The following is a 24,662-nucleotide window of genomic DNA, read 5'->3' as shown; positions in this document are numbered from 1 at the left end:
TGAGCGAGCGAAGCGAGCGACCGTCAAGAAGGTGTGCGCTTCGCGAATCAGCCACCGAGCGTCAGCGAGGTGGCCATGAGCGGAGGAGACAGGAGCATGGCCGGCGCGATGCGCAAGATGGCGGTCTACCTCGGCCTCGTGGAGGACGAGACGTACGACGGCCAGGGGTACGACCCCGACGACGACTACGACGCGGACCCCGAGCCGATCCGTACCGGGCAGCGGACCGAGGACATCCCCCGGCCGGCCGCCGCAGCAGCAGCACCCGCTCCGGTCTCCTCGATCACGCCGCAGCCGGTCCCGGCGGCGGTGCCGATCCGGCAGGAGTCCCCGAGGATGGCGCCCGTGTCATCCATCACACCCGAACGTCGCCACAACCTGGAGAAGAGCTCCCCGGTGATCATGCCCAAGGTAGTGAACGAACGAGAGCCCTACCGCATCACCACGCTGCACCCGCGAACCTACAACGAGGCCCGTACCATCGGGGAACAGTTCCGCGGCGGAACCCCCGTGATCATGAATCTCACCGAGATGGACGACACCGACGCCAAGCGGCTCGTAGACTTCGCCGCTGGACTCGTCTTCGGTCTGCACGGCAGTATCGAGCGCGTGACACAGAAGGTGTTCCTGCTGTCGCCTGCTAACGTCGATGTCACGGCGGAGGACAAGGCTCGGATCGCCGAGGGTGGGTTCTTCAACCAGAGCTGACCCGGCCACGACTTTACGTGTGGATCTGATCGACAGTGGTTGGCGACAGGTGATGGCGAGCGGAAGGCCCTAGGGCCGGGGACCGGGGAGAGGGAAACGCGATGGACATCGTGTGGGCGGTGCTCTACTACGCCCTGACCGTCTTCCTGGTGTTCCTGCTCGTGCGACTGGTCATGGACTGGGTCTTCCAGTTCGCGCGTTCGTGGCGGCCCGGCAAGGCCATGGTCCTGGTCCTGGAGGCCACGTACACTGTCACGGATCCGCCGCTCAAGCTTCTGCGGCGGTTCATTCCGCCGTTGCGTTTCGGGGGCGTGGCGCTCGACCTGTCCTTCTTCGTACTGATGATCATTGTGTATGTCCTGATCTCGCTTGTGCACCCCTAGTCGTAGGTGAGCGATGCGACAGGATGCCGGTGTGCCGACGATCACGTTGAGGTGAAGAGATGCCATTGACCCCCGAGGACGTTCGGAACAAGCAGTTCACGACCGTCCGCCTGCGTGAAGGCTATGACGAGGACGAGGTCGATGCCTTCCTCGACGAGGTCGAGGCGGAGCTGACCCGCCTCCTCCGGGAGAACGAGGACCTGCGGGCCAAGCTGGCCGCCGCGACTCGCGCCGCCGCGCAGAACCAGGCCAACATGCGCAAGGAGCCCCCGCAGGAGGGTTCGCGTCAGTCCGCGCCCGTCCCGGCCGCCATATCCGGCCCGCCGGTCCCCGGCCAGCAGGGCCCGGGCGGCCCGCAGCAGATGGGCCCCGGCGGCCCGCAGCAGATGGGTCCGGGCGGCCCCCAGCAGCAGCAGATGGGCAATCAGCCGCTCGGCCTGCCCTCCGGCGCCCCGCAGCTCCCGCCCGGCCCGGGCGGTCCCCAGCAGATGGGCGGCCAGCAGCAGCAGATGAACCAGACCATGGGCGGCCAGCAGCAGCTGGTCCAGCCGATGGGTGGCCAGATGCTCCAGCCCATGGGCGGTCCCGGTGGCCCGCAGCAGATGGGCAACCCGATGGGCCAGGGCATGGGCCAGCAGCAGATGCAGCCGATGGGTGGCCCGATGGGCGGCCCGCAGCAGATGGGCGGCCCGATGGGCGGCCCGATGCAGCAGCAGGGCCCCGGCGGCGACAGCGCCGCGCGCGTGCTGGCGCTCGCCCAGCAGACCGCCGACCAGGCGATCTCCGAGGCCCGCTCCGAGGCCAACAAGATCGTCGGCGAGGCGCGCAGCCGGGCCGAGGGCCTGGAGCGCGACGCCCGTGCCAAGGCCGACGCCCTGGAGCGGGACGCCCAGGAGAAGCACCGCGTCGCGATGGGCTCGCTGGAGTCCGCGCGGGCCACGCTGGAGCGCAAGGTCGAGGACCTGCGGGCGTTCGAGCGTGAGTACCGCACGCGCCTGAAGTCGTACCTGGAGACCCAGCTGCGTCAGCTGGAGTCGCAGGCCGACGACTCGCTCGCCCCGCCGCGGATCCCCGCCACCGCGTCGCTGCCGCCGGCGGCCTCGTCGATGGCCCCGGCCGGTGCCGGCGCGATGTCCTCCGGTGCGCCGTCGTTCGGTGGGAATCAGCCGTCGTTCGGTGGCAGTTCGCCGTCCTTCGGCGGGCAGAGCTCCTTCGGCGGGAACTCGTCGGCTCCGAGCTTCGGCGGGCAGGGCGGCGGCAACAGCGGTGCTCCGCAGATGCAGCCGGCCGGGATGACCCAGCCGATGGCGGCCGTCCGGCCGCAGCCGCCGCAGCCGATGCAGCAGGCTCCGGCGCCGATGCGGGGCTTCCTGATCGACGAGGACGGCGACAACTGAGGTTGTAGCAGGGCTCTTTGAGGGCGCCCCCTTTCCGACTCACGGGTCGGGGAGGGGGCGCCTTTTCGTGTGTCCGCCGGGCCGGGGCGACCGTGCGGGCGGCGGGCCGAGGGGGCGGGGGACCGAGGGGGGAAAACGGAACCGCCGCCCGGCTCCTGCGAGCCGGGCGGCGGTTCGGTCGGTCGGTCAGGCCTTGCGGAGCTGGAAGGCGAGGCCGAGGGATTCGTCGGCGAAGGTCTCGGAGTCCCAGTCGGCCGCGCCGGCGGCGAAGTCGGTGGCGAGGACCTCCTCGGCGACGAGGGGGCCGTGTTCGGCGATGGCTTCGGCGGTCTCCTCGGAGGTGGCGCGCCAGCGCAGGACGATGCGGTCGGCGACGTCCAGGCCGGAGTTCTTGCGGGCCTCCTGGATCTGGCGGATGGCGTCGCGGGCGATGCCGAGCCGCTTGAGCTCCGGGGTGATGGCCAGGTCGAGGGCGACGGTGGCGCCGGACTCGTTGGCGACGGCCCAGCCCTCGCGCGGCGTCTCGGTGATGATCACCTCATCGGGAGAGAGGGTGATCGTCTCACCGTCGAGCTCGACCGAGGTCTCGCCGTCGGCGCGCAGCTCGGCGGCCAGGCGGGCGGCGTCGGTGGCGGCGACCGCCTTGGCGACGTCCTGCACGCCCTTGCCGAAACGCTTGCCCAGGGCGCGGAAGTTGGCCTTGGCCGTGGTGTCGACGAGCGAGCCGCCGACCCCGGCGAGGGACTCCAGGGCGGAGACGTTGAGCTCCTCGGCGATCTGCGCGCGCAGGTCGGCGGGCAGCTCCTCCCAGCCCTGGGCGGCGACCAACGCGCGGGAGAGCGGTTGGCGGGTCTTCACGCCGGACTCGGCGCGGGTGGCCCGGCCCAGCTCGACCAGGCGGCGCACCAGCGCCATGTGCCGGGACAGCTCGGCGTCGATGAGGGTCTCGTCGACGACCGGCCAGGAGGCCAGGTGCACCGAGGCCGGGGCGTCCGGGGCGACCGGGACGACCAGGTCCTGCCAGACCCGCTCGGTGATGAACGGGGTGAGCGGGGCCATCAGGCGGGTGACCGTCTCCAGCGCCTCGTGCAGGGTGGCGAGCGCGGCCGCGTCGCCCTGCCAGAAGCGGCGGCGGCCACGGCGGACGTACCAGTTGGAGAGGTCGTCGACGAAGCCGGAGAGCAGCTTGCCGGCGCGCTGGGTGTCGTACGCCTCGAAGGCCGCGTCGACCTCGCGGACCAGGGTGTTCAGCTCGGAGAGCACCCAGCGGTCCAGCTGCGGGCGGTCGGCCGGGGCCGGGTCGCCCGCGGAGGGGGCCCAGTTCGCGGTGCGGGCGTACAGGGCCTGGAAGGCGACGGTGTTCCAGTAGGTGAGGAGGGTCTTGCGGACCACCTCCTGGATGGTGCCGTGGCCGACCCGGCGGGCCGACCAGGGCGAGCCACCGGCCGCCATGAACCAGCGCACGGCGTCGGCGCCGTGCTGGTCCATCAGCGGGATCGGCTGCAGGATGTTGCCCAGGTGCTTGGACATCTTGCGGCCGTCCTCGGCCAGGATGTGGCCCAGGCACACGACGTTCTCGTAGCTGTTCTTGTCGAACACCAGGGTGCCGACCGCCATCAGCGTGTAGAACCAGCCGCGGGTCTGGTCGATCGCCTCGGAGATGAACTGCGCCGGGTAGCGCTTCTCGAACAGCTCCTTGTTCTGGTACGGGTAGCCGTACTGGGCGAAGGGCATCGAGCCCGAGTCGTACCAGGCGTCGATCACCTCGGGCACCCGGGTGGCGGTGCCGCCGCAGTCGCGGCAGGCGAAGGTCACCTCGTCGATGAACGGACGGTGCGGGTCGAGGCCGCTCTGGTCGGTGCCGGTGAGCTCGGTCAGCTCGGCCAGCGAGCCGACGCAGGTCAGGTGGCCCTCCTCGCAGCGCCAGATCGGCAGCGGGGTGCCCCAGTAGCGGTTGCGGCTGAGCGCCCAGTCGATGTTGTTGTTGAGCCAGTCGCCGAAGCGGCCGTGCTTGACCGTCTCGGGGAACCAGTTGGTGGCCTCGTTCTCGCGGATCAGCGCGTCCTTGACGGCGGTGGTCCGGATGTACCAGGAGGGCTGCGCGTAGTACAGCAGCGCGGTGTGGCAACGCCAGCAGTGCGGGTAGCTGTGCTCGTACGGCACGTGGCGGAAGAGCAGGCCGCGCTCCTTGAGGTCCGCGACCAGGGCCTCGTCGGCCTTCTTGAAGAACTGGCCGCCGATCAGCGGCACCTCGGGGGCGAAGGTGCCGTCGGCGAGCACCGGGTTGACCACCGGCAGGCCGTACTTGCGGCAGGTCGCGAGGTCGTCCGCGCCGAAGGCGGGGGACTGGTGGACGATGCCGGTGCCGTCCTCGGTGGTGACGTAGTCGGCGTTGAGGACGAAGTGGGCGTTCTCGATCTCCACCAGCTCGAACGGGCGCTGGTAGTTCCAGTGCTCCATCTCGGCGCCGGTGAAGGACTCGCCGGTGGTCTCCCAGCCCTCGCCGAGGGCCTTGGCGAGCAGCGGCTCGGCGACGACGAGCCGCTCGTTGCCGTCGGTGGCCACCACGTAGGTGACCGCCGGGTTGACCGCGAGGGCGGTGTTGGAGACCAGGGTCCACGGGGTCGTGGTCCAGGCGAGCAGGGCCGCCCGGCCGGCCAGCGGGCCGCCGGTGAGCGGGAAGCGGACGTAGACCGAGGGGTCGACGACCGTCTCGTAGCCCTGGGCCAGCTCGTGGTCCGACAGGCCGGTGCCGCAGCGCGGACACCAGGGGGCGACGCGGTGGTCCTGGACCAGCAGGCCCTTGTCGAAGATCTGCTTGAGCGACCACCAGACGGACTGGACGTACGACGGGTCCATCGTCCGGTAGGCCTCGTCCAGGTCGACCCAGTACCCCATGCGGGTGGTCAGCTCGGAGAAGGCGTCGGTGTGGCGGGTCACCGACTCGCGGCACTTGGCGTTGAACTCGGCGATGCCGTACGCCTCGATGTCCTTCTTGCCGGAGAAGCCCAGCTCCTTCTCGACCGCCAGCTCGACGGGCAGGCCGTGGCAGTCCCAGCCGGCCTTGCGGGCGACGTGGTAGCCCTTCATCGTCCGGTAGCGAGGGAAGACGTCCTTGAAGACGCGGGCCTCGATGTGGTGGGCGCCGGGCATGCCGTTGGCGGTCGGCGGGCCCTCGTAGAAGACCCACTCGGGGCGGCCCTCGGACTGCTCCAGGCTGCGCTGGAAGATCTTGTGGTCCTGCCAGAACGACAGGATCTGGTGCTCCAGGGCAGGCAGGTCCACCTGCGCCGGGACGGGGTTGTAGGAGCTGCTCATCGCGGGCGTCTACCTCCGGCGGATGCTGGGACTGGATCCTCCGGAGGGACGAGACGGACCAGCCGCCCCGCGGTACCACCCTCCTTGGCCGCGGTGAAGCGTTGCGGCCCTCTTGTTTGGGCTTGCTGCCGGGTCTAGTGGGCCGCCGCGGTGTGCGGTGGCCGTTCTTCCGGCGGCTCCGGGGTGATCTTCCCGCCGTGCACACCCCCGGGCTCGCACCGTCCCCGGGTCGCTGGTGGCTGCGTACGTCGGTACTCGTCCCATCTGCGCCTTGCAGGGCCCAGTGTATCGGCCGGGCGAGTCGGTTTGTCCAAAGCGTTTCCGGCAGGGGTCCGGGGGCGCGGGCCGAGGTGGTTAGGCGGGGGTGAGTTGGGCACAAGTCTGGCAGCGCGCGGGGCGTGGCGGCTGGGGCGGCTGCCTGGGTGGGATCATCGTGAGGCGTCGGTATGTCATGTTGTGACCGGTTTTGATCGGGATTATCGTTCCGGCACTGGAAGCCGCCGGGAACCGGCGGCTCGATTCGTTCGTAGATGGGGTCGAAGCCATGGCTGAGAAAGCAACCGGCGCGGGTACCGCCACCAAGCGGGCACGCAAGGCCGTGGCGGCCGATCCAGGGGAGGGGACCGTGACCACTACCGCACCTCAGAGCAGCACCGACACCGTCACCGCGTCGCGCGGAGCCGAAGCCGTCGACCCGGCCACCCTGCCGGTCCGGCCGGGCGAGGACCCGTGGACCGCCGACGAGGTCCACGAGCTGCACGACGAGCTGATCAACGACCTCGAGCGGCTGCGCGGCGAGATCGACGCGGCCGACGCCGCCATCGCGGGCCTGATGCGTGACTCCAACGACGGAGCCGGCGACGACCAGGTGGACGCCGGTACGAAGAACATCTCGCGGGAGAGCGAGCTGGCGCTCGCCAACAACGCGCGCGACAGCCTCGCCCAGACGGAGCGCGCCCTGGAGCGGCTCGAGGGCGTCGGCTTCGGCATCTGCGAGTCCTGCGGACAGGCCATCGGCAAGGCCCGGATGCAGGCCTTCCCCCGGGCCACGCTCTGCGTGCAGTGCAAGGCCAAGCAGGAACGCCGCTGAACCGGGCCACCGGGGCGACGCGGGGGGTCGGGCTTGCCGTACGCTCGACCCCGTAACGTCGCCTGACACGTCCGGAGCGGTTCCTCGACGGATGCCACGGATTCCAGGGCGGCAACCGGCCCACCACCCTCCCCCACCTCCTGCCGGGGGAGCTCCATCGGCAGCGGAGCGGATCATCAGTACGCAAGGTTCCCCTCAGACCCGGGACGGCGCCGTCCCGCACCCCGCCGAAGCCGTGGAGGTGGCCGTGGCCGATCCCACCGAGCCCGCGCAGGCGGCTCCGTCCGACGGTGGGACGGCCGACGGCGAGGCGGCGGGCGGTGAAGCGACGGCCGGTGCGACGGCCGGTGCGACGGCTGTGGAGAAGCCCAAGGGGCCGCGGCGGATCGGCGTGCTGCTGGTCGTCGCGGTGCTCGCCTTCCTGATCGACCTGGGCAGCAAGCTGCTGGTCGTCGCCAGGCTGGAGAACCACGCGGCCATCAAGGTGATCGGCGACGTCGTCACCCTCCAGGTGATCCGCAACTCCGGCGCGGCCTTCGGCATGGGGCAGGCGCTGACCGTCGTCTTCACGATGATCGCCTCCGCCGTCATCGTGGTGATCTGGCGGATCGCCCGCCGGCTGTACAGCCTGCCCTGGGCGCTCGCCCTCGGACTGCTGCTCGGCGGCGCGCTCGGCAACCTCACCGACCGGCTGTTCCGCGCGCCGGGCGTCTTCCGCGGCCACGTCGTGGACTTCATCTCCGTCCAGCACTTCGCGGTGTTCAACCTCGCGGACTCGGCCATCGTCTGCGGCGGGATCCTCGTGGTGCTGCTCTCCTTCAAGGGCAGCAACCCGGACGGGACCGTGCACCAGCAGGCGGACAGGGCCGACAAGGCGGACAAGAGCGGGAAGTAGGAAGGCGTCGGCCGCCTCCGGACCGCCGGCGGGAAGGGCGGGGCCGCCTTTCCGGCATACTCGTACGGGTGAGTACCGCAGCGCAGATCCGAAGCCTCCCCGTACCCGACGGCCTGGAGGGTGAGCGCCTCGACGCCGCCCTCGCCCGGATGTTCGGCTTCTCCCGGACGAAGGCCGCCGAGTTGGCCGCCGACGGCAAGGTGACGCTCGACGGCGCCGTGGCCGGCAAATCGGACCGGGTGACCGCCGGCTCCTGGCTGGAGGTCGAGATCCCCGCCCCCGCCGCCCCCGTGCAGATCGTCGCGGAGCCGGTCGAGGGCATGCGGATCGTCCACGACGACGACGACATCGTGCTGGTCGACAAGCCGGTCGGCGTCGCCGCGCACCCGAGCCCCGGCTGGACCGGCCCCACCGTCATCGGCGGGCTCGCCGCGGCCGGGTACCGGATCTCCACCTCGGGGGCGGCCGAGCGGCAGGGCATCGTGCACCGGCTCGACGTCGGCACCTCCGGGCTGATGGTGGTCGCCAAGTCCGAGCGGGCGTACACCGACCTCAAGCGGCAGTTCCACGACCGGATCACCGAGAAGCGGTACCACACGCTGGTCCAGGGGCACCCGGACCCGCTGAGCGGCACGGTGGACGCGCCGATCGGGCGCCACCCCAGCTCGGACTGGAAGTGGGCGGTGACGCGGGACGGCAAGGCGTCGATCACCCACTACGACCTGATCGAGGCGTACCGGGCGGCCTCGCTGATGGCCATCAAGCTGGAGACCGGCCGGACCCACCAGATCCGCGTCCACATGTCCGCGCTGCGGCACCCGTGCGTCGGCGACCTCACCTACGGCGCCGACCCGACGCTGGCCAAGCGGCTCGGGCTGACCCGGCAGTGGCTGCACGCGGTCTCGCTCGGCTTCGAGCACCCGGCCGACGGACAGTGGGTCGAATTCAGCAGCGAGTACCCGGCGGACCTGCAGCAGGCGCTGGACATCATCGCGGCGGAGAGCTGACGTGCGGGTGTCGATACGGGTCGCCGAGGGGGAGGCGGACCTGGCACTGGCCCGCGAGGTCCGGCGCCGGGTGTTCGTCGTCGAGCAGAACGTGCCGGAGGAGCTGGAGTACGACGAGTACGACCGCACCTCCGTGCACCTGCTGGCCGTCGGCGCCGACGGGGCGGCGCTCGGGACCGGGCGGCTGATCTTCGGTGAGCAGGCGCTGAAGCTGACCGGGGGCGTCGAGGGGCGGGTGCTGCTCGGGCGGCTCGCGGTCGTCGCCGCCGCGCGGGGGACGGGGCTCGGGGCCGAGCTGGTCCGGGCGATCGAGGCGGCGGGGCTCGCCCGCGGGGGCACCGAGGTCGAACTGCACGCGCAGGTGCGGGCGCTCGGCTTCTACGAACGGCTGGGATACGTGGCGGAGGGGCCGGTGTACGACGATGCGGGGATTCCGCACCGGACGATGACGCGGGTGTTGTAGCCGGGAGGTCAGGCCTTCCACTGTGCGCGGAGTCCCCGCGTCCCTTCCGGGGCGCGGGGACTCCTTGTTGGTCGGGGGGCCGGGCGGCTGGGATCAGGGATCGGTGGTGCGCAGGCGGGGAAGGGCGTGGGGGTGCTCGTCGCGCAGATAGGCGATGAGGTGTTCGCGCACGTCGAAGCGGAGCTGGGCGGCGTCGTCGGGGGTGCGGGCGGTCATGGTGGCGCGGACGACGATGGTGCTGGGGGTGGTGTCGGTGACGTGCAGGGCCCACTCCATGCCGTCCCAGAGGGGGTGCTGCTCCAGCCGGGCGTGCAGCGCGGTGCGCAGCTCGTCGACCGGGGCGGTGTGGTCGAGGTGGAACAGGACGGCGGCGAGCAGGCCGGGGTCGCGGCGGGTCCAGTTCTCGAAGGGCCTGTTGACGAAGTAGGAGACCGGGACGACCAGCCGGCGGTGGTCCCAGAGCCGGACCACCAGGTAGGAGAGGGTGATCTCCTCGACCGTGCCCTGCTGGCCGTCCACCACGACGGTGTCGTCGATCCGGACGGTGTCGCCGAAGGCGATCTGCAGGCCGGCGAAGAAGTTGCCCAGGGTGCTCTGGGCGGCGATGCCGGCCACGATGCCGATGATGCCGGCGGAGGCGAGCAGGCTGGCGCCGACGCTGCGCATGGCGGAGAAGGTCAGCAGCATCACCGCGACGGTGACCACGACGATCACCGTGCTGACCACCCGGCGCAGCATGCTGATCTGGGTGCGTACCCGCGGCACCCGGGCCGGGTCCTCGGTGACCGTCTCGTAGCGGCGGAGCACGGCGTCCAGGAGGGCGGCCGCCACCCGGACGGTGAGCCAGCCGAGTGAGCCGAGCAGGAGCAGCAGGACCAGGTGGTGGGCGCCGGCGTCGTCCTTCAGGTGGAGGATCCGCCTGGGCGGGTCGGCGGCGAGCAGCAGGGCCGTGACGACGGTGAGTTGGAGGGGGAGCCGGCAGCGGCGGAGCAGCGCCCAGACCGGGGCCTCGGGGTGGTTGGCGCTGATCCGCTGGAGGGCCTGGTCGACGATCCAGCCGATCGCCAGGGTGGCGGTGACGACGGCGAGCAGGGTGATCAGCGGCCAGATCACGGGACCTTCTCGGGGTGAGGGAGCCGGGTGAGCCGTACGATACCGGCGCATAGCCGGATGAAACGGGTAGAAGGGATGCCGGCTTTATCGGACGCCTACCCGGGCGGCGGATACGATCAGCCCCCATGGAGTTCGGTGGGGCATGGCGTCGCTGGCGAGGCCGCGGCAGATCGGTGCGACGCAGGGTGCTGGCCGGGGCGGTGGCCCTGGTGGCGGTCGCCGGGGTCGGCACGGCGGCGGTGGCCTCGGGCGGCGAGCAGGCGGTCCATCAGGAGGATCGTTTCATCGGCATGCCGGAGACGCCGGGCAGCGCCCAGCAGGTCCAGCTGGACACCTCCTTCTTCACCACCGGCACCACCCCGCGCCCGGCGGTCCTGCTCGCGCACGGCTTCGGCGGCTCCAAGGAGGGCGAGCGGGAACGCGCCCAGCAGCTGGCCCGGCAGGGGTACGCGGTACTGACCTGGTCGGCGCGCGGCTTCGGGCACTCGGGCGGGAGGATCGGCCTGAACGCGCCCGACCGCGAGGTCGAGGACGTCAGGCACCTGGTGGACTGGCTGGCCCAGCGGCCCGAGGTACAGCTCGACGGGCCCGGCGACCCCCGGATCGGCATCACCGGCGCCTCGTACGGCGGGGCCGTCTCGCTGCTGGCCTCCGCGTACGACCACCGGATCGACGCGGTGGCCACCCAGATCACCTGGTGGAACCTGGCCGACGCGCTGTTCCCGCAGGGCGTGCAGGGCTCGGGCGCGGCGGACGGCGTGTTCAAGAAGCTGTGGGCCGGGATCTTCTTCACCACCGGCTCGGCGGGGGACCTCGGGCCCTCCGGCGGGGCGCCGCGCGGCGGCACCGGCCCGGGCCCGGACGCGGCGGCGGACGGTCCGGCGGGCTGCGGGCGGTTCCTGGAGTCGCTCTGCCAGATGTACGACCGGGTCGCCACCGCCGGGCACGCCGACCCGGAGGCCGTCGCGCTGCTGGAGAAGTCGAGCCCGTCCTCGGTGGCGTCGCAGCTCAAGGTGCCCACCCTGGTGGTGCAGGGGCAGCAGGACTCGCTGTTCCCCCTGGACCAGGGGGACGAGATCGCGCGGGCGGTGGCGGCCAACGGCGCACCGGTCGCGGTGGACTGGTTCGCCGGCGGACACGACGGCGGGACGGACACCAGCGCCCGGGTCGACGACCGGGTCACCGCCTGGTTCGATCACTACCTGCGCGGGCGCGGCACCGACACCGGCCCGGCCTTCCGGGTGACCCGGACCGGCGGCGTGGACTCCACCGGCTTCCAGGCCGTCCTGCGCGGGGCCTCCGCCGACCGCTACCCCGGCCTGGCCGGAACCGGCAGCCGCACCGTCGAGCTGACCGGCGGCGAGAAGCCGCTCGCCAACCCGCCCGGCGGGGCGCCGCCGAACATCTCGACGCTGCCGGGCATCGGCGCCCTGAGCCAGGCCGCCTCGCTCGGGGCCGGCCTGTCGCTGGACTTCCCGGGGCAGAACGCAGCCTTCGACTCGGCGCCGCTGGACGCTCCGCTCGACCTGACCGGGCAGCCGACCGTGCCGGTGAAGGTGAGGGCAGACCGGCCGGACGCGGTGCTGTTCGCCAAGCTGTACGACGTCGGGCCGGACGGCAAGGCGGTGCTGCCCCAGCAGCTCGCGGCCCCGCTGCGGGTGACCGGCGCGGACGCGGGCGCGACCGTGACCGTCAAGCTGCCGGCCGTTGACCACACCTTCCCGGCCGGACACCGGCTCCGGCTGGTGCTGGCCTCCACAGACCTGGCCTACGCCTCGCCCACCGAGCCGGCCACCTACCGGGTCGCACCGGCCGGGCCGCTCACCGCGCCGACCGACGCGCAGCTGGTCACCGAGTCGGCGCCGCTGCCCGCGCGGACCTGGCTGCTGCCGCTCGCCGCCGTACTGGTGGCCGCCCTGGTGCTGCTGCCGCTGGTGCGGCGGCGGCGTCCGACGGCCGCCGGGCCGGGGTTCGATCCGGAGCTGGCCGCGGTGCCGCTGCAGATCAGCGGCCTCAGCAAGCGCTACAAGGGCGCCCACGACCGCTACGCCGTACGGGACGTGGGCTTCCGGGTGGAGCAGGGCCAGGTGCTCGGCCTGCTCGGGCCGAACGGCGCCGGCAAGACCACCACGCTGCGGATGCTGATGGGCCTGATCCGGCCGGACGCCGGGGAGATCCGGATCTTCGGACACCTGGTGCGCCCCGGGGCGCCGGTGCTGTCCCGGGTCGGGGCCTTCGTGGAGGGTGCGGGCTTCCTGCCGCACCTGACCGGTCGGGCCAACCTGCGGCTGTACTGGCAGGCCACCGGGCGGCCCGAGGAGGACGCCCGCTTCGACGAGGCACTGGCGATCGCCGGGCTCGGAGAGGCGCTGGACCGCGCGGTGCGCACCTACTCGCAGGGCATGCGGCAGCGCCTGGCCATCGCCCAGGCCATGCTCGGCATGCCGGACCTGCTGATCCTGGACGAGCCGACCAACGGGCTGGACCCGCCGCAGATCCGCGAGATGCGCGAGGTCATGATCCGGTACGCGGCCGGCGGGCGGACCGTCATCGTCTCCAGCCACCTGCTGTCCGAGGTCGAGCAGAGCTGTACGGACCTGGTGGTGATGGACCGCGGGCAGCTGGTGACGGCCGGGCCGGTCGCCGGGATCGTCGGCGGCGGCGAGCTGCTGATGATCGGCGTCTCCGGCTCCTGCGACCCGGAGTCGGTGGTCGCCGAGGTCGGGGCGCTCGCCGGGGTCGGCTCGGCGGAGGCCGTCGCGGGCGGACTGCTGGTCCGGCTGGACGGGCTCGCGGCGAGCGAGCTGTTGGCGGAGCTGGTGCGGCTGAAGGTGCCGGTGGAGAGCGCCGGGCCGCAGCGGCGGTTGGAGGACGCGTTCCTGTCGTTGATCGGAGGTGCGGCGTGAGCATCGTCGCGACGGACCATGCCCAGGGGTACCGGGCGAGCCGGACCCTGCCGCTGCGGGTGGAGGCGATCCGCCAGCTGCGCCGGCGCCGCACCCTGGTGATCGGTGCGGTGCTGGCCGCGATGCCCTTCGTCATCCTGGCCGCGTTCCAGATCGGGGGGACCCCGGGACGCCCGGACCGGACCACCTTCATCGACCTGGCCACCTACTCGGGGGCCAACTTCGCCGTCACCATGCTGTTCGTGGGCACCGGCTTCATGCTGGTGATCCCCGTCGCGCTGTTCTGCGGGGACACGGTGGCCTCGGAGGCCAGCTGGTCCTCGCTGCGCTACCTGCTGGCCGCGCCGGTGCCGCGGGCCCGGCTGCTGGCCCGCAAGTTCGTGGTCGGACTGGCGTTCTCCGCGGTGGCCGTGGTGATGCTGCCCGCGATCGGGCTGGTGGTCGGCACCGCCGCGTACGGCTGGGGGGACCTCAAGCTGCCCACCGGGGTCACGCTGCCGGCCGGCGAGGCGCTGCCCCGGATCGCGCTGGCCGTGGTGTTCGTGTTCCTCAGCGAGCTGGTGATCGCCGCGCTGGCCTTCTGGCTGTCGACGGCGACGGACGCGCCGCTGGGGGCGGTCGGCGGGGCGGTGTTCGTGTCGATCATCACCGGGGTGCTGGACGCCGTCACCGCGCTGGGCGACCTGCGGGAGTGGCTGCCGGCGCACTGGCAGTACGCGTGGGCGGACGCCCTGCAGCCGCAGCTGGAGTGGGGCGGCATGCTGCAGGGCGTCTCGCTGTCGCTCTCGTACGCGGTGGTGCTGTTGGCGCTGGCGTTCCGCGGGTTCGGGCGCAAGGACGTGGTGTCCTGAGGAGGGGTGTCCTGACGCGGGCTGTCCTTGACGTGGGCTGTTTTTGAGGCGGGCTGTCCTGGCGCGGACTACGGCAGTTGGACCGGGGCGGGCAGCAGGGCGCGGGTGGGCACGGGGTGCCAGCGGCCGTCGTCCCCGACCCGGCCGAAGGCCTGGTCGCCGAAGTGGAACGCGAAGCCGTAGGTGTGCGGCTTACGTAGTTCGGTGAGCAGGGTCCGGCGGGCCCTGAGCACCTTGTCGATGTCGGTGTCCGGCCCGGACGGCCACTCGGGGTGGGCCACCTGTGCCGGGGTGTGGAAGGCGTCGCCGAACACCAGGATCCGCCGCCCGCCGCCGGCCGAGACGACGAAGGTGGTGTGGCCCGGGCTGTGGCCGGGGGTGATCAACGCGGTGACGCCGGGCCACACCTGCGCGCCGTCGTCGAAGCGGCGCAGCACCTTCGACATCGGCAGCATGAAGTCGTCCCAGGACGGCGCCCCGACCTTGATCCGGTGCTCCCAGAACGGCTCCCACTCAGCCCCGGCCACCAGGTAGCCGGCGCGCGGGAACGCCTTGCGCGGTGCCCGGCCCGGGGCGGTGGTGAAGCCCATGCCGGTGTGGTCGGTGTGCAGGTGGGTGAAGGCCACGGTGTCGACGGTCTCCGGCCGCACCTGCAGGGCCCGGAGGGTGCGAAGCAGCGCTCCGCCCCGGGAGACGCCGAGCGAGGGCGGGAGCAGGTTGGCGCCGAGGCCCACGTCGATCAGCAGCCGGCGGTGGCCCCGCTCGACCAGGACACCGCCCGCCGAGGCGGCGATCCGGCCGGAGGGCGCCACCTCCTCGGGGTGCTGCGCCCAGTAGGAGGAGGGGACGGCGGGCAGGAAGCCGGTGCGGTCCAGCTCCATGGCGGCGTCGACGACGTAGGTGAGCCGGACGTCGCCCAGGGTGAAGGTGCGGACGGCGGACTGGTCGCCGAGTGAGCCGATCGAGGGGTGGCCGGGCGGGGTGTTCCCGCGGGTCTCGGCGTGGGCGTCGGGGAGCCCGCCGGCCAGCGGGACCGCCAGGGCCGCGCCGGCGACGACGGCGGTGCGCAGCACGCCGCGCCGGGAGGGGGCGCTCTGCTGCTCGGGTGGCTCGGTCATGGTGGGGCCTTCTCGTGTCTGTGGGGGCTGCGGGCTGGAGGCTTGAGGCCCTGCTGGGGGCTGGGGGCACTTGTGGGGAGGCCGGGAGGTCGGCCGCTCGGCGGTCAGCCGGTGTTGCGCAGGCCGGCGGCGATGCCGTTGACGGTCAGCAGCAGGGCCCGGCAGAGCGTGCGGTCGGGCTGCTCGCCCGCGGTGGCGGCCTCCCGCTGGCGCTTCAGCAGGGCGACCTGGAGGTAGGAGATCGGGTCGAGGTAGGCGTCGCGGACCGCGAACGTCTGCTTCAACACCGGCTGGGCGTCCAGGAGTCCGCGTTCGCCGGTGATCCGCAGCAGCTCGCTGACGGTCAGGGCGTGCTCGGCCTCGATGGCCGTGAAGACGTGCTGCAGCGGCTGCGGCACCAGGGTCTCGACGTAGTGCCGGGCGATCCCCAGGTCCGTCTTGGCCAGGGTCATCTCCACGTTGGAGACGAAGTTGCGGAAGAAGTGCCACTGGCCGTGCATCTCGTCCAGCACCTCGCCGAGGCCGGCCTCGCGCAGGGCCTTCAGCCCGGATCCGACGCCGTACCAGCCCGGCACGATCTGGCGGGACTGGGTCCAGCCGAACACCCAGGGGATCGCCCGCAGGCCGTCCAGTCCGCCGCCGGAGTCGGGGCGGCGCGAGGGCCGGGAGCCCAGGTGGAGGTCGGCGAGCTGGTCGACCGGAGTGGCGGCCAGGAAGTAGGCGGGCAGGTCCGGGTCCTCCACCAGGGCCCGGTAGGCCGTGTGCGCGGCGTCGGAGACGACGTCCATCGCGGCGTCCCAGCGGGCCCGGGCCTCGTCCGACTGGCGGGGCGCGGTGTGCAGCGCGGAGGCCTGGAGGGCGGCCGCGACCGTCAGTTCGAGGTTCTCCCGGGCCAGGGACGGCAGCAGGTACTTGTCGGAGATGACCTCGCCCTGCTCGGTGACCTTGATCTCGCCCTCCAGGGTGCCCCAGGGCTGGGCGAGGATCGCGTCGTGCGAGGGGCCGCCGCCGCGGCCGACGGTGCCGCCGCGGCCGTGGAAGAGCCGCAGCCGTACTCCGTGGCGGTGGGCGACGTCGCGCAGCCGGCGCTGGGCGCGGTGGATCTCCCACTGGGAGGTGGTGATGCCGCCGAACTTGGAGGAGTCGGAGTAGCCGAGCATGACCTCCTGGACGTCCCCGCGCAGGGCGACCAGGGCCCGGTAGGACGGGTCGGCGAGCATGTCCTCGAGGATCGTGTCGGCGGCCTTCAGCTCGTCGGTGGTCTCCAGCAGCGGCACGATGCCGATCCTGGCGACGCCGGCGTGGAGGTCGATCAGCCCGGCCTCGCGGGCCAGCACGGCGGCGGCGAACACGTCGTCGGCGCCCTGGCACATCGAGATGACGTACGACTCGATGACCTCGGGGCCGAAGGTGTCCAGGGCCCGGCGGACGGTGTGGAAGACCCCGAGGGTCTTCTCGCCGGCCCCGTCCAGCTGCGCGGGGCCGAGCAGCCGGCGGGAGGTGAGCTCCTTGGCCAGCAGGCGCTGGCGGTAGTCGCGGGGCATCTCGGCGTAGCGCCAGGACTCCTCGTCGAGCCGGTCGACGAACTGGCCGAGGACGTGGTGGTGGGCGTCGGCGTGCTCGCGCACGTCCATGGTGGCCAGTTGCAGGCCGAAGGCGGCGAGGGTGCGGATCGTCCGGCCGAGCCGGCCCTCGGCGAACAGGCCGCCGCGGTGTTCGCGCAGCGAGGTCTGCACCAGGGTGAGGTCGCGCAGCAGTTCGGCGGTGCCGAGGTAGTCCCGGCCCTCCTCGTGCGGGCCGCCCTCGGCGAGCCTGCGCTTGGTGTTCACCAGCTTCTGGCGGATCGCGGTGACCTTGAGGCGGTACGGTTCCTCGGAGTTGAGCCGCTTGTAGCGGGGGCTGATCTCGGGCAGCCGGGCGAGGTCGTGGTCCAGTGAGCCGAGCAGGTCGGCGGTGGCGCCGGTGTAGCGGATGGAGTTGGAGAGCAGGCCGCGCAGTTCGTCGACCATCGCGAGGGCGTCGTTGATGCCGTGCTCGTGCTGGAGGATCAGGACGTCCCAGGTGACGTCGGGGGTGACACCGGGATTGCCGTCGCGGTCGCCGCCGATCCAGGTGCCGAAGGTCAACGGCCTGGCGCCGTCCGGGAGTCGGACGCCGACCTGGCCCAGTTCCGCGGTCAGGTCCTCCAGGACGTCGCCGACCGCGCCGGCGTGCAGCTCGTCCAGGTAGTAGATCGCGTTGCGGGCCTCGTCGGCGGGCTCGGGGCGGACCACCCGCAGCTCGTCGGTCTGCCACATCAGGTCGATGGTCTCGGCGAGCCGCGCGTCGTGCCGGCGGCGGTCCGCCTCGGGGACCGGGGTCTCCAGCAGTTCGGCGATCCGGCGCAGCTTGGTGAGGACGGAGCGGCGGGCGGCCTCGGTGGGGTGGGCGGTGAAGACCGGGCGGACGTTCAGGTGCTCGACCGCGCGGGCCAGGGCCTCCGGCGCCTCCCTCGCCGCCTGCTGTACGACGCGGGCGAGGGCGGCGCCGGCCCGTTCCCTGGTGGCGCGCAGTTCGCGGCCGCGGTGCACCTGCTCGGTGACGTTGGCCAGGTGGAAGTAGGTGGCGAGGGCGCGGACCAGCTTCGCCGCGGTCGCCGGCCCGATGCCGCGCAGCAGTTCGGCGGTGGCCTCGCCGTCGGTGCGGCTGAGCAGGCGGACCTGCTCGACCAGGCCGAGCAGTTCGGGGCCCTCCTGGCGGACCAGGGTCTCGTCCAGCAGGTCCGCGAGATGGCGCAGGTCCGCGTGCAGGGCGGCGTGGTCGGTACGGGCGTTCATGACTGCTCCTGATCGGGGAGTGGTGAAGGTCCGTTCACGGCGTCAGCAGGTCCACCGGGTTGGCCCAGGTGATGGCCCTGACCTCCCGGCTGGTCAGGCCGGCGGCCCGGAACCACTGCGCGCTCAGGTCCAGCCATTCCTTCACGTCCGGCTGGTCGGGCTGTCCGAGGTCGGAGCTGAACAGCACCCGGGGGTGGGCGTGCACCAGCTCGCGGAGGTGCCCGGCGTCGCGGTGACCCAGCAGCAGGGTCAGCGCGGTGATCTCGACGTACAGGCCGCGCACGTGGGACAGGTCGGCCAGGTCGTCGGGGGTGAAGCCCGACATGGGGTGGGTGGCGTGGGTGAGGAGCAGGCGCGGCAGGCCGAGCCGGACCGCCTCGTCCACGATGCGCAGCACCGCCTCCCGGTCGCTGTGGCCGGTGGCCACCGCGACCGGCAGGTCGCGGGCCGCCCGGAGCACCTCGCGCACGTCCCGGCGCAGCCGGCCGTCATCGTCGAGGGCCGGGCGGGTCCGCCAGCGTTCGGGGTCGAGCAGGGGGTGGAACGGGGTGCGGCGCAGCGGCGAGCCGTGGGTGTGGCCGACCAGGGTCGGCAGGTGGACCACCAGGCGGGCCGGGCTGTCCGGGCCGTGGGCGTAGACCGCCTGCTCCACGGCCCGGGGCCGGACGCCGCCGGCCAGCTCGTTGAGGACCAGGGTGCCGGAGACCGGCAGCCCCTCCTGGCGGGCCTCCCAGGCCCGGGCGGCGGTGGAGCTGAGGTGGCTCTTGAGCACCACCCAGCCGCCGACGTCCCGGTAGGCCCGCCCCGCGCCGTGGGAGGTGAGGCGGCGGCGGTAGAGGTCGGGGCCGGCGTGGTAGTGGAGGTCCACCACCACGCTCCCCGCCGGGTCAGGCACGGGACCGCTGGGCGCCGCCGTCGTCCCAGGGCTTGGCGTAGCCGTACCGGCGGCGGGCCTCGTCGAGCCGCGAGCCGGCGTCGACGGCCCCGGCGATGGCGCTCTCCGTCCGCTCGACGCGTTCGGCCCGGTCGGCGACCTCGGCGGCGTGTTCGGCGGGGACCACCAGGGCTCCGTTGTCGTCGGCGACGACGATGTCGCCGGGCCGTACGGTGACCTCGCCGATGACGACGTCCCGGCCGGTGGCGGCGAGCTGCACCCGGTTCTTGCCGCTGACCATGGTGGCGCCGGTGCTGAACAGCGGGTACCCGGCGGCGCGGATCTCGGCGATGTCGCGGGCCGAGCCGTGCAGGGCGGTGCCGCGCACGCCGCGGCGCTGGGCCAGTTTGGTCAGCAGCGAGCCCCAGTTGGTGCAGCTGGTGCTGCCCGCGTTGTCGACCACCACGAAGGAGCCCTCGGGCACGTCGTCCAGGTAGTCGGCGGCGTTGCGGAAGCCGTCGGCGGCGCTGTCGACGGGCTGGTAGGTGACGGTGAAGGCGCGGCCGGCGGCGCGGGCGCCGGGCACCCGGGGGGCGATGCCGGCCAGCACGCCGCCGATGCCGAGGCTGTCCAGCGCGTCGGAGACGGAGGCGGTGTCGAGGCGGGCGAGGCGGTCCACCACGTCCTCGGGGGAGTGGTTCTCGGGGGCGCGGTTCTTGGGGGACCGCTCCTCGGCAGAGTGCCCTTCGGCGGAGTGCTCTTCGGGTGAGCGGTCCGCGGTGAGCTGTTCGGCGACGGCCCGGGCGACCTCGCGGGTGCCGCTGCTGCCGCCCATGTCGTAGGTGACGGTGGTGCGCTGCCGGGCGACGGCCCGCACGGCCGCCCGGAGTTCGCCACCGGGGACGGGCAGGCCCAGGTGGTCGAGCATCTGGGCGACGGTGAGCACCATCGCCATCGGGTTGGCGCGGTCCTGGCCGGCCATGCCGGGGGCGCTGCCGTGCACCGGCTCGAAGTAGCTGCCGTGGTCGCCGATGTTGCCGCTGGGGGCGAGGCCGAGGCCGCCCATGACGCCCGCGCCGAGGTCGGAGAGGATGTCGCCGAACATGTTCTCGGCGACCAGCACCCCGAAGCGCTCGGGCCGGCGGACCAGCCACAGGGCGACGGCGTCGACGTTGAGGATCTCGGTGCCGATCTCCGGGTAGTCGCCCGCGATGAGTTCCAGGCGCTCGCGCAGGTGGTTGCCGCTGTGGCGCAGCACGTTGGGCTTGTCGACCAGGGTGAGCCGGTCGTAGCCGTGCGAGCGGGCGTACTCGAAGCCGTGGCGCAGCAGCCGGTCCATGCCGGACCGGGTCTGCAGCCGCAGCGTGACGCTGGTCGAACCGGGGCCCGAGGCCTGGGCGTTGGGGTGGTCGCGGACCACGTTCCAGAGCGTGTCGTCCAGGCCGTGGAAGTCGTAACCGGCGTACAGGCCCTCGGTGTTCTCGCGGATCACCGTGAAGTCGAAGCGGCCGTCGACCAGGTCGGTGACCGGGCGGATGTTGGCGTACAGGCTCAGCCGCTGGCGCAGCTGGATGACCGGGGAGACGAAGGTGCGCCCGGTGCCGCGCAGCCCGTCGGGCAGTTCGGCCTCGGCCTCGCGCAGCGGCTTGCTGGTGATAGCGCCGAGCAGGCAGGTGTCCGTCTCCTCCAGCAGTTTCCAGGTCCGCTGGGGGACCGGGTCGCCCTCCTGGCGCCAGCACTCCCAGCCGATCTCGCCGAAGCGCAGGTCGAGCGGGAGGCCGAGCCGGTCCACGACGTCGAGGGCCGCGGAGGTGACCTCCGGTCCGATGCCGTCGCCGGGGAGGACTGCGACGCTCTTCATGTGGTGAGTCCCTTCTCCCGCAGGAAGGCGCCGACCAGGTCGGACACCTCTGCGGTGCGTTCGAAGTGGGGGCGCATGCCGGCCCCCGGAATGACGTGCACCCGGTGGTGGCCGGCCGCCGCGGTGTGGCGGTGGCCGACCAGCTGGGAGTGACCGCCGACGATCTGCAGCAGCGGGCCGGGGTGGGCGCGCACCGCGTCGGTCAGGTCGATGCCGCACAGCATCCGCATCCCGGCGGCGAGGCGGCGCCCGGCCTCCGGGTCGTGCGGTTCGGGGGCGTCGGCCCCCGGCGCGGGGCGGCGGTCGTGCGGCTGGACGCGCCGGTCGAGCAGGGCCAGGGCCTCGCCGGAGCGGCCGGTGGCGGCCAGGTCGGCGATCTCGCCGAGCCTGGCTTCGAGGACGGCGTCGCTGCGGGCGGGGCCCGAGACCAGCAGCGCCGCGGTGTGCGGGGCGAGGTCGGGCAGCAGCGCCTGGGCGACCGCTCCGCCCAGGGCGTTGCCGCAGAGCAGGTCCACCGGCCCGTACTCGCCGAGGAGTTCGCGCCAGCGGGCGGCGAGGGCGGCCAGCGAGTGGGTGTCCTCGTCCCGGGCGGAGAGGGTGTCCACCACCGTCACCCGCAGGCCGGCCCCGGTGAGGGCCCGGGTGACGGGGGTGAAGAAGGCTCCGCCGTCCCAGCGCGGGGTGACGGGGGCGAGGACGAGGGCGTGTGCCGCGCCGGCGGCGGTCTCCGGTCCGTAGACCGCCGCCGGCACAGTCCGTCCGGTGGTCGTCACCGGACGGTGGCGAGGGTGCGCGCGGTGGCGATGCCCTCGTGGTGGCTGCCGCCCGTCACGTCCTTGCGGTGCTCGACCGGCAGGTCGTAGCGGCCCAGGACGAGGTCCGGCAGCGGGAGGGAGGGGGTGCCCTCCGGGACGGTGGCGAGCAGCAGCTCGGCCAACTCCAGGGCGTGGCCCAGGTGGAGGCGGGCGGAGGCCTCGGCGTCGGTGCGGTCGAGGTGCGCCAGCCACTGTTCGGCGATCAGGTTGCCCGGGCCCTTGCCCATGCCCTGGATCGAGGAGTCCATCCAGGTGGCGCCGGCGGCGACCGCGCTGATCGCGTTGGACAGGGCGAGGCCCAGGTTGTTGTGGGCGTGCAGGCCGACCGGGCCGCCGGTGACCGACTTGGTCAGGGTGGTGAGGTCGGTGGTGTCCACCGGGGACAGGCTCCCGTTGGAGTCGGCCAGGTAGACGAACTCCGCGCCCGCGTCGGTGGCGGCGGTGGCCACTTCGACGATGCCACGGCCCGACCACTGGCTTATTCGGGCGAAGTTGACCCCGACGGTGTATCCGATCTCCTTGGCCTGGCGGATGTACTCCAGGCCGAGCTGGTAGCCCTTGGACGGCAGGATGATGCGGACCAGCCGGGCGCCGGCGGCGTACATCGCGGGCAGGTCGTGCTCGGTGATGTTCTTCGGGTGCAGGATCATCGCGACCCGCTCGGGGCCGATCTCCCGGGCGACGGCGGCGATGAACTCGTCGTCGCCGCGCCCGGTGAGTCCGAGGTTCGGGACCGGCACGAGCGAGCCCTTGCGGTAGGCGATCTCGATCCAGTCGAAGCCCGCCTCGACGCTGAGCTTGGCGTGCTTCAGCGCGTAGTCCAGGGGGAAGTTGAAGCCGTTCCGGTAGCCGCCGTCACGGAGGGTGACGTCGATGTTGACGATGCTCACGGTTCCTCCAGGTGCTGTTTGGGTTGGGGTGGCTCAGGCCTGGTGCTGGGCGGCCGCGTGGTGCGCGGCGAGGCGGCCGAAGATCAGCGAGCGCAGGACCGAGGTGGCCGGCGGGTATGCGTGGTAGAAGAGGCCGGTGGCCTCGCCCGCCGCGTACAGGCCGGGGATGGCGGCGCCGGACGGGGTGACCACCCGGCCGTGGAGGTCGGTGCGGACGCCGCCGTAGGTGAAGCAGATCGCGGAGGTCACCGGGACGCCGATGAACGGCGCGGTGTCCAGCGGGGTGGCCCAGTTGGACTTCTTCGGCTCGATGCCGACGGTGGCCTTGCCGTCCAGCCGGGTCGGGTCGAACTCGCCGGGGCCGACGGCCGCGTTGAACTCGGCGACGGTCTTCTCCAGCGCCTCGGCGTCGATGCCGAGCTTGCCGGCCAGCTCCTCCAGGGTGTCGGCCTGCTCCGGCGGTACGTCGCTGAGCAGCGAGGTCATGATGCCGGGGATGGCGAGGGTCTTGGCGTCGGCGATCCAGTACGCCTCCTGGTCCTGGTTCTTCCAGATCTCGTAGCCGACGTGCTCGAAGGTGTTGTCCCAGGTGTCGCGGCCCTCGTCGAAGAAGCGCTCCATCCTGCGGTTGACGAAGATGCCGGTGGCGAAGCCGTACAGCACCGAGTCGGCCTTGGTCGTGCGGGTGTCGACGGGCTCGGCGTGGATGCCGTCGAACTGGCCGGCGGTGTCGGCGCCCAGCTCCAGGGCCATCCGCAGCGCGTCGCCGCGGTTGTTGGTGATGCCGGGGGCGATCAGCGGCAGGTCGCAGGCCTTCTCGCCGACGTAGCGGGCGAGCATCTCCGGGTTGCCCTGGAAGCCGCCGCAGGCCAGCACGACGGCGCGGCCGGTCAGGCGCTGGGTACGGCCGTCGGCGCCGCGGACCAGCACGCCGTCGACGGTGCCGTCCTCGGTGGTGGTCAGGCGCAGGGCCTCGGTCCGGTAGCGGATGTCGACGCGCGGGTCCTGCTCCAGGGCGGAGCCGAGGTGCTCGACGATCGAGGCGCCGCCGCCGCGGGGGCTGGCGGGCTTGGCCATCGACGGCCGGCCGGCGGCGAAGGTGTGCGGCAGCGGGAAGTGCTCGAAGGCGATCTCGACGCCGTGCTTCTCGACGAACTCCAGGGTCTGCTTGGTCTCGCGCTCGACGGTGCGGCAGTACTCGATGTCGGCGAGGCCGCCGGAGACCCGGCTGACGTGCTCGGCCCAGTCGGTGTCCAGCTGCCGGTCCTCGTCGATCCGCAGGAAGGCGCCGGTCCAGCGGGTGGCGCCGCCGCGGTCCTCCTGGCTGGAGCGCTCCAGGATCGCGATCTTCGCCGGGGTCGGGCGACCCTCGGTGGCCTCGGCGTAGGTCAGCGCGGCGGACAGGCCGGCGGCGCCGAAGCCGACGACGATGAGGTCGTACTGGGGCTGGGTGGTCGCGTCGGACATGTGCTTCTCCTCGGGTGGGGCTGAAGGGTGGTGTGGGTGTGGGGGATTCGACGGGCTCAGCGGTTGGGCGTGATGACCCTGCTGGTCCGGTAGAGCCGGAACTTGGCGCCGGTGGTGGTCTCGGCGAAGGCCTGGTAGCGGCGCATGAACTCCGGGTCCTGGAAGATCGCGTCGAACTCGGCCTGGCTGGACCAGGCCGCGAAGTTGACCATGGCGTCGCCGTCGACGCTGGTCAGCAGGCGCGAGCCGCGGAAGCCGTCGGCGGTGGCGGCGACGTGGTCGACGGCCGAGGCGAGCGCTTCCACGCTGGCGGGAGCGTCGTCGGTGGTGGCCACGTTGATCAGCAGCACGCCGTCGTCCTGGACGGGGGAGGTGATCACGCCGGGGCTCGCGTTGCGGCCCTCGAAGGAGAGCTGGGCGTACGAGGCGATGCCCAGCTTGTGCCACGGGTCGCTCTCGATGAGCTCGCGCACCTCGATGTCGTCGAGGTCGGCGGTGATGACGACGGCGCCGCCGTCGGGCCGGGGGCCGCTGAGCAGGATGCGGCCCTGGTCGGCGTGCTCGCGCAGCCAGGCCTTGTGCTCGGCCATGTGGGCGAGGACGGTCTCACGCGGGGTCAGGTACGTGAGGGTCAGGACGTGGATCAACGGGACCTCCGGGTGGGTGTGGACGGAACGGGCGTGCACGGAA

At 72.7% G+C, this 24,662-nt stretch carries 19 protein-coding genes; 9 read left to right on the top strand and 10 right to left on the bottom strand.

The genetic code is table 11. The features are described from left to right. Positions 1 to 96: 96 nt before the first annotated feature. The 3 genes from ACZ4WV_RS19095 to ACZ4WV_RS19085 all read left to right on the top strand — a co-directional run bounded on the left by ACZ4WV_RS19095 (position 97) and on the right by ACZ4WV_RS19085 (position 2,488). On the top strand, positions 97 to 708 hold the full coding sequence (locus ACZ4WV_RS19095; RefSeq protein ID WP_465748100.1) for a cell division protein SepF: 612 nt from the start codon (positions 97 to 99) through the stop codon (positions 706 to 708). A gap of 101 nt (positions 709 to 809) precedes the next feature. Continuing rightward, complete coding sequence (locus ACZ4WV_RS19090; protein ID WP_030282903.1) at positions 810 to 1,091, top strand: YggT family protein; 282 nt, start codon at positions 810 to 812, stop codon at positions 1,089 to 1,091. Positions 1,092 to 1,150: 59 nt separating this feature from the next. After that, entirely contained in the window at positions 1,151 to 2,488 is a 1,338-nt protein-coding gene (locus tag ACZ4WV_RS19085; RefSeq protein WP_465748098.1) for a DivIVA domain-containing protein, read from the top strand. A 186-nt stretch (positions 2,489 to 2,674) separates the two neighbouring features. Here the strand turns inward: ACZ4WV_RS19085 and ileS are convergent, their stop codons facing one another. Next, positions 2,675 to 5,806, bottom strand: a complete 3,132-nt coding sequence (gene ileS, locus ACZ4WV_RS19080) for an isoleucine--tRNA ligase (RefSeq protein WP_465748096.1) — start codon at positions 5,804 to 5,806, stop codon at positions 2,675 to 2,677. A gap of 625 nt (positions 5,807 to 6,431) precedes the next feature. Here ileS and ACZ4WV_RS19075 point away from each other — a divergent pair. From ACZ4WV_RS19075 to ACZ4WV_RS19060, 4 genes are all read left to right on the top strand, one after another. Next, positions 6,432 to 6,896 carry a TraR/DksA family transcriptional regulator gene (locus tag ACZ4WV_RS19075; RefSeq protein WP_465748094.1) on the top strand — a complete coding sequence of 155 codons (465 nt, stop codon included), beginning with the start codon at positions 6,432 to 6,434 and terminating at the stop codon, positions 6,894 to 6,896. Between the two features lie 172 nt (positions 6,897 to 7,068). Continuing rightward, the gene (lspA, locus tag ACZ4WV_RS19070; RefSeq protein ID WP_465748150.1) at positions 7,069 to 7,791 is read left to right on the top strand and encodes a signal peptidase II; all 723 of its coding nucleotides are present in this window, start codon (positions 7,069 to 7,071) and stop codon (positions 7,789 to 7,791) included. 68 nt (positions 7,792 to 7,859) lie between these two features. Further along, the gene (locus ACZ4WV_RS19065; protein ID WP_465748092.1) at positions 7,860 to 8,798 is read left to right on the top strand and encodes an RluA family pseudouridine synthase; all 939 of its coding nucleotides are present in this window, start codon (positions 7,860 to 7,862) and stop codon (positions 8,796 to 8,798) included. A gap of 1 nt (position 8,799) precedes the next feature. Further along, entirely contained in the window at positions 8,800 to 9,261 is a 462-nt protein-coding gene (locus ACZ4WV_RS19060) for a GNAT family N-acetyltransferase (RefSeq protein ID WP_465748090.1), read from the top strand. Between the two features lie 93 nt (positions 9,262 to 9,354). Here ACZ4WV_RS19060 and ACZ4WV_RS19055 read toward each other — a convergent pair whose 3' ends face one another. Beyond that, entirely contained in the window at positions 9,355 to 9,927 is a 573-nt protein-coding gene (locus ACZ4WV_RS19055; protein WP_465748148.1) for a mechanosensitive ion channel family protein, read from the bottom strand. A gap of 572 nt (positions 9,928 to 10,499) precedes the next feature. On the opposite strand from ACZ4WV_RS19055, the gene ACZ4WV_RS19050 reads away from it, so the two are divergent. Further along, complete coding sequence (locus ACZ4WV_RS19050; RefSeq protein WP_465748088.1) at positions 10,500 to 13,280, top strand: alpha/beta fold hydrolase; 2,781 nt, start codon at positions 10,500 to 10,502, stop codon at positions 13,278 to 13,280. Next, complete coding sequence (locus tag ACZ4WV_RS19045) at positions 13,277 to 14,131, top strand: ABC transporter permease (RefSeq protein ID WP_465748086.1); 855 nt, start codon at positions 13,277 to 13,279, stop codon at positions 14,129 to 14,131. Before ACZ4WV_RS19050 ends, ACZ4WV_RS19045 begins: the two co-directional genes overlap by 4 nt. A gap of 68 nt (positions 14,132 to 14,199) precedes the next feature. Here ACZ4WV_RS19045 and ACZ4WV_RS19040 read toward each other — a convergent pair whose 3' ends face one another. From ACZ4WV_RS19040 to ACZ4WV_RS19005, 8 genes are all read right to left on the bottom strand, one after another. After that, complete coding sequence (locus ACZ4WV_RS19040; protein ID WP_465748084.1) at positions 14,200 to 15,249, bottom strand: MBL fold metallo-hydrolase; 1,050 nt, start codon at positions 15,247 to 15,249, stop codon at positions 14,200 to 14,202. Positions 15,250 to 15,353: 104 nt separating this feature from the next. Further along, entirely contained in the window at positions 15,354 to 18,065 is a 2,712-nt protein-coding gene (gene ppc, locus ACZ4WV_RS19035) for a phosphoenolpyruvate carboxylase (RefSeq protein ID WP_465748082.1), read from the bottom strand. 34 nt (positions 18,066 to 18,099) lie between these two features. Next, a complete protein-coding gene (locus ACZ4WV_RS19030; protein WP_465748080.1) occupies positions 18,100 to 18,933 on the bottom strand; it encodes a DUF6282 family protein in 834 nt (277 codons plus the stop codon). A gap of 19 nt (positions 18,934 to 18,952) precedes the next feature. Next, a complete protein-coding gene (locus tag ACZ4WV_RS19025) occupies positions 18,953 to 20,800 on the bottom strand; it encodes an isocitrate/isopropylmalate family dehydrogenase (RefSeq protein ID WP_465748078.1) in 1,848 nt (615 codons plus the stop codon). Then, positions 20,797 to 21,573 (bottom strand): alpha/beta fold hydrolase, encoded by a 777-nt coding sequence (locus ACZ4WV_RS19020; protein WP_465748076.1) that lies wholly within the window; start codon positions 21,571 to 21,573, stop codon positions 20,797 to 20,799. Before ACZ4WV_RS19020 ends, ACZ4WV_RS19025 begins: the two co-directional genes overlap by 4 nt. Further along, complete coding sequence (locus ACZ4WV_RS19015; protein ID WP_465748074.1) at positions 21,570 to 22,505, bottom strand: beta/alpha barrel domain-containing protein; 936 nt, start codon at positions 22,503 to 22,505, stop codon at positions 21,570 to 21,572. Before ACZ4WV_RS19015 ends, ACZ4WV_RS19020 begins: the two co-directional genes overlap by 4 nt. Before the next feature lie 33 nt (positions 22,506 to 22,538). Continuing rightward, positions 22,539 to 23,972, bottom strand: a complete 1,434-nt coding sequence (locus tag ACZ4WV_RS19010) for an FAD-binding protein (protein WP_465748072.1) — start codon at positions 23,970 to 23,972, stop codon at positions 22,539 to 22,541. Between the two features lie 56 nt (positions 23,973 to 24,028). Continuing rightward, entirely contained in the window at positions 24,029 to 24,658 is a 630-nt protein-coding gene (locus tag ACZ4WV_RS19005; protein WP_465748070.1) for a YciI family protein, read from the bottom strand. Positions 24,659 to 24,662 lie beyond the last annotated feature (4 nt).

This window comes from Kitasatospora sp. NPDC029312, from assembly GCF_055569215.1.
The sequence above is the reverse complement of the archived record's forward strand: the minus strand, read 5'-3'. Positions and strand labels throughout refer to the sequence as shown.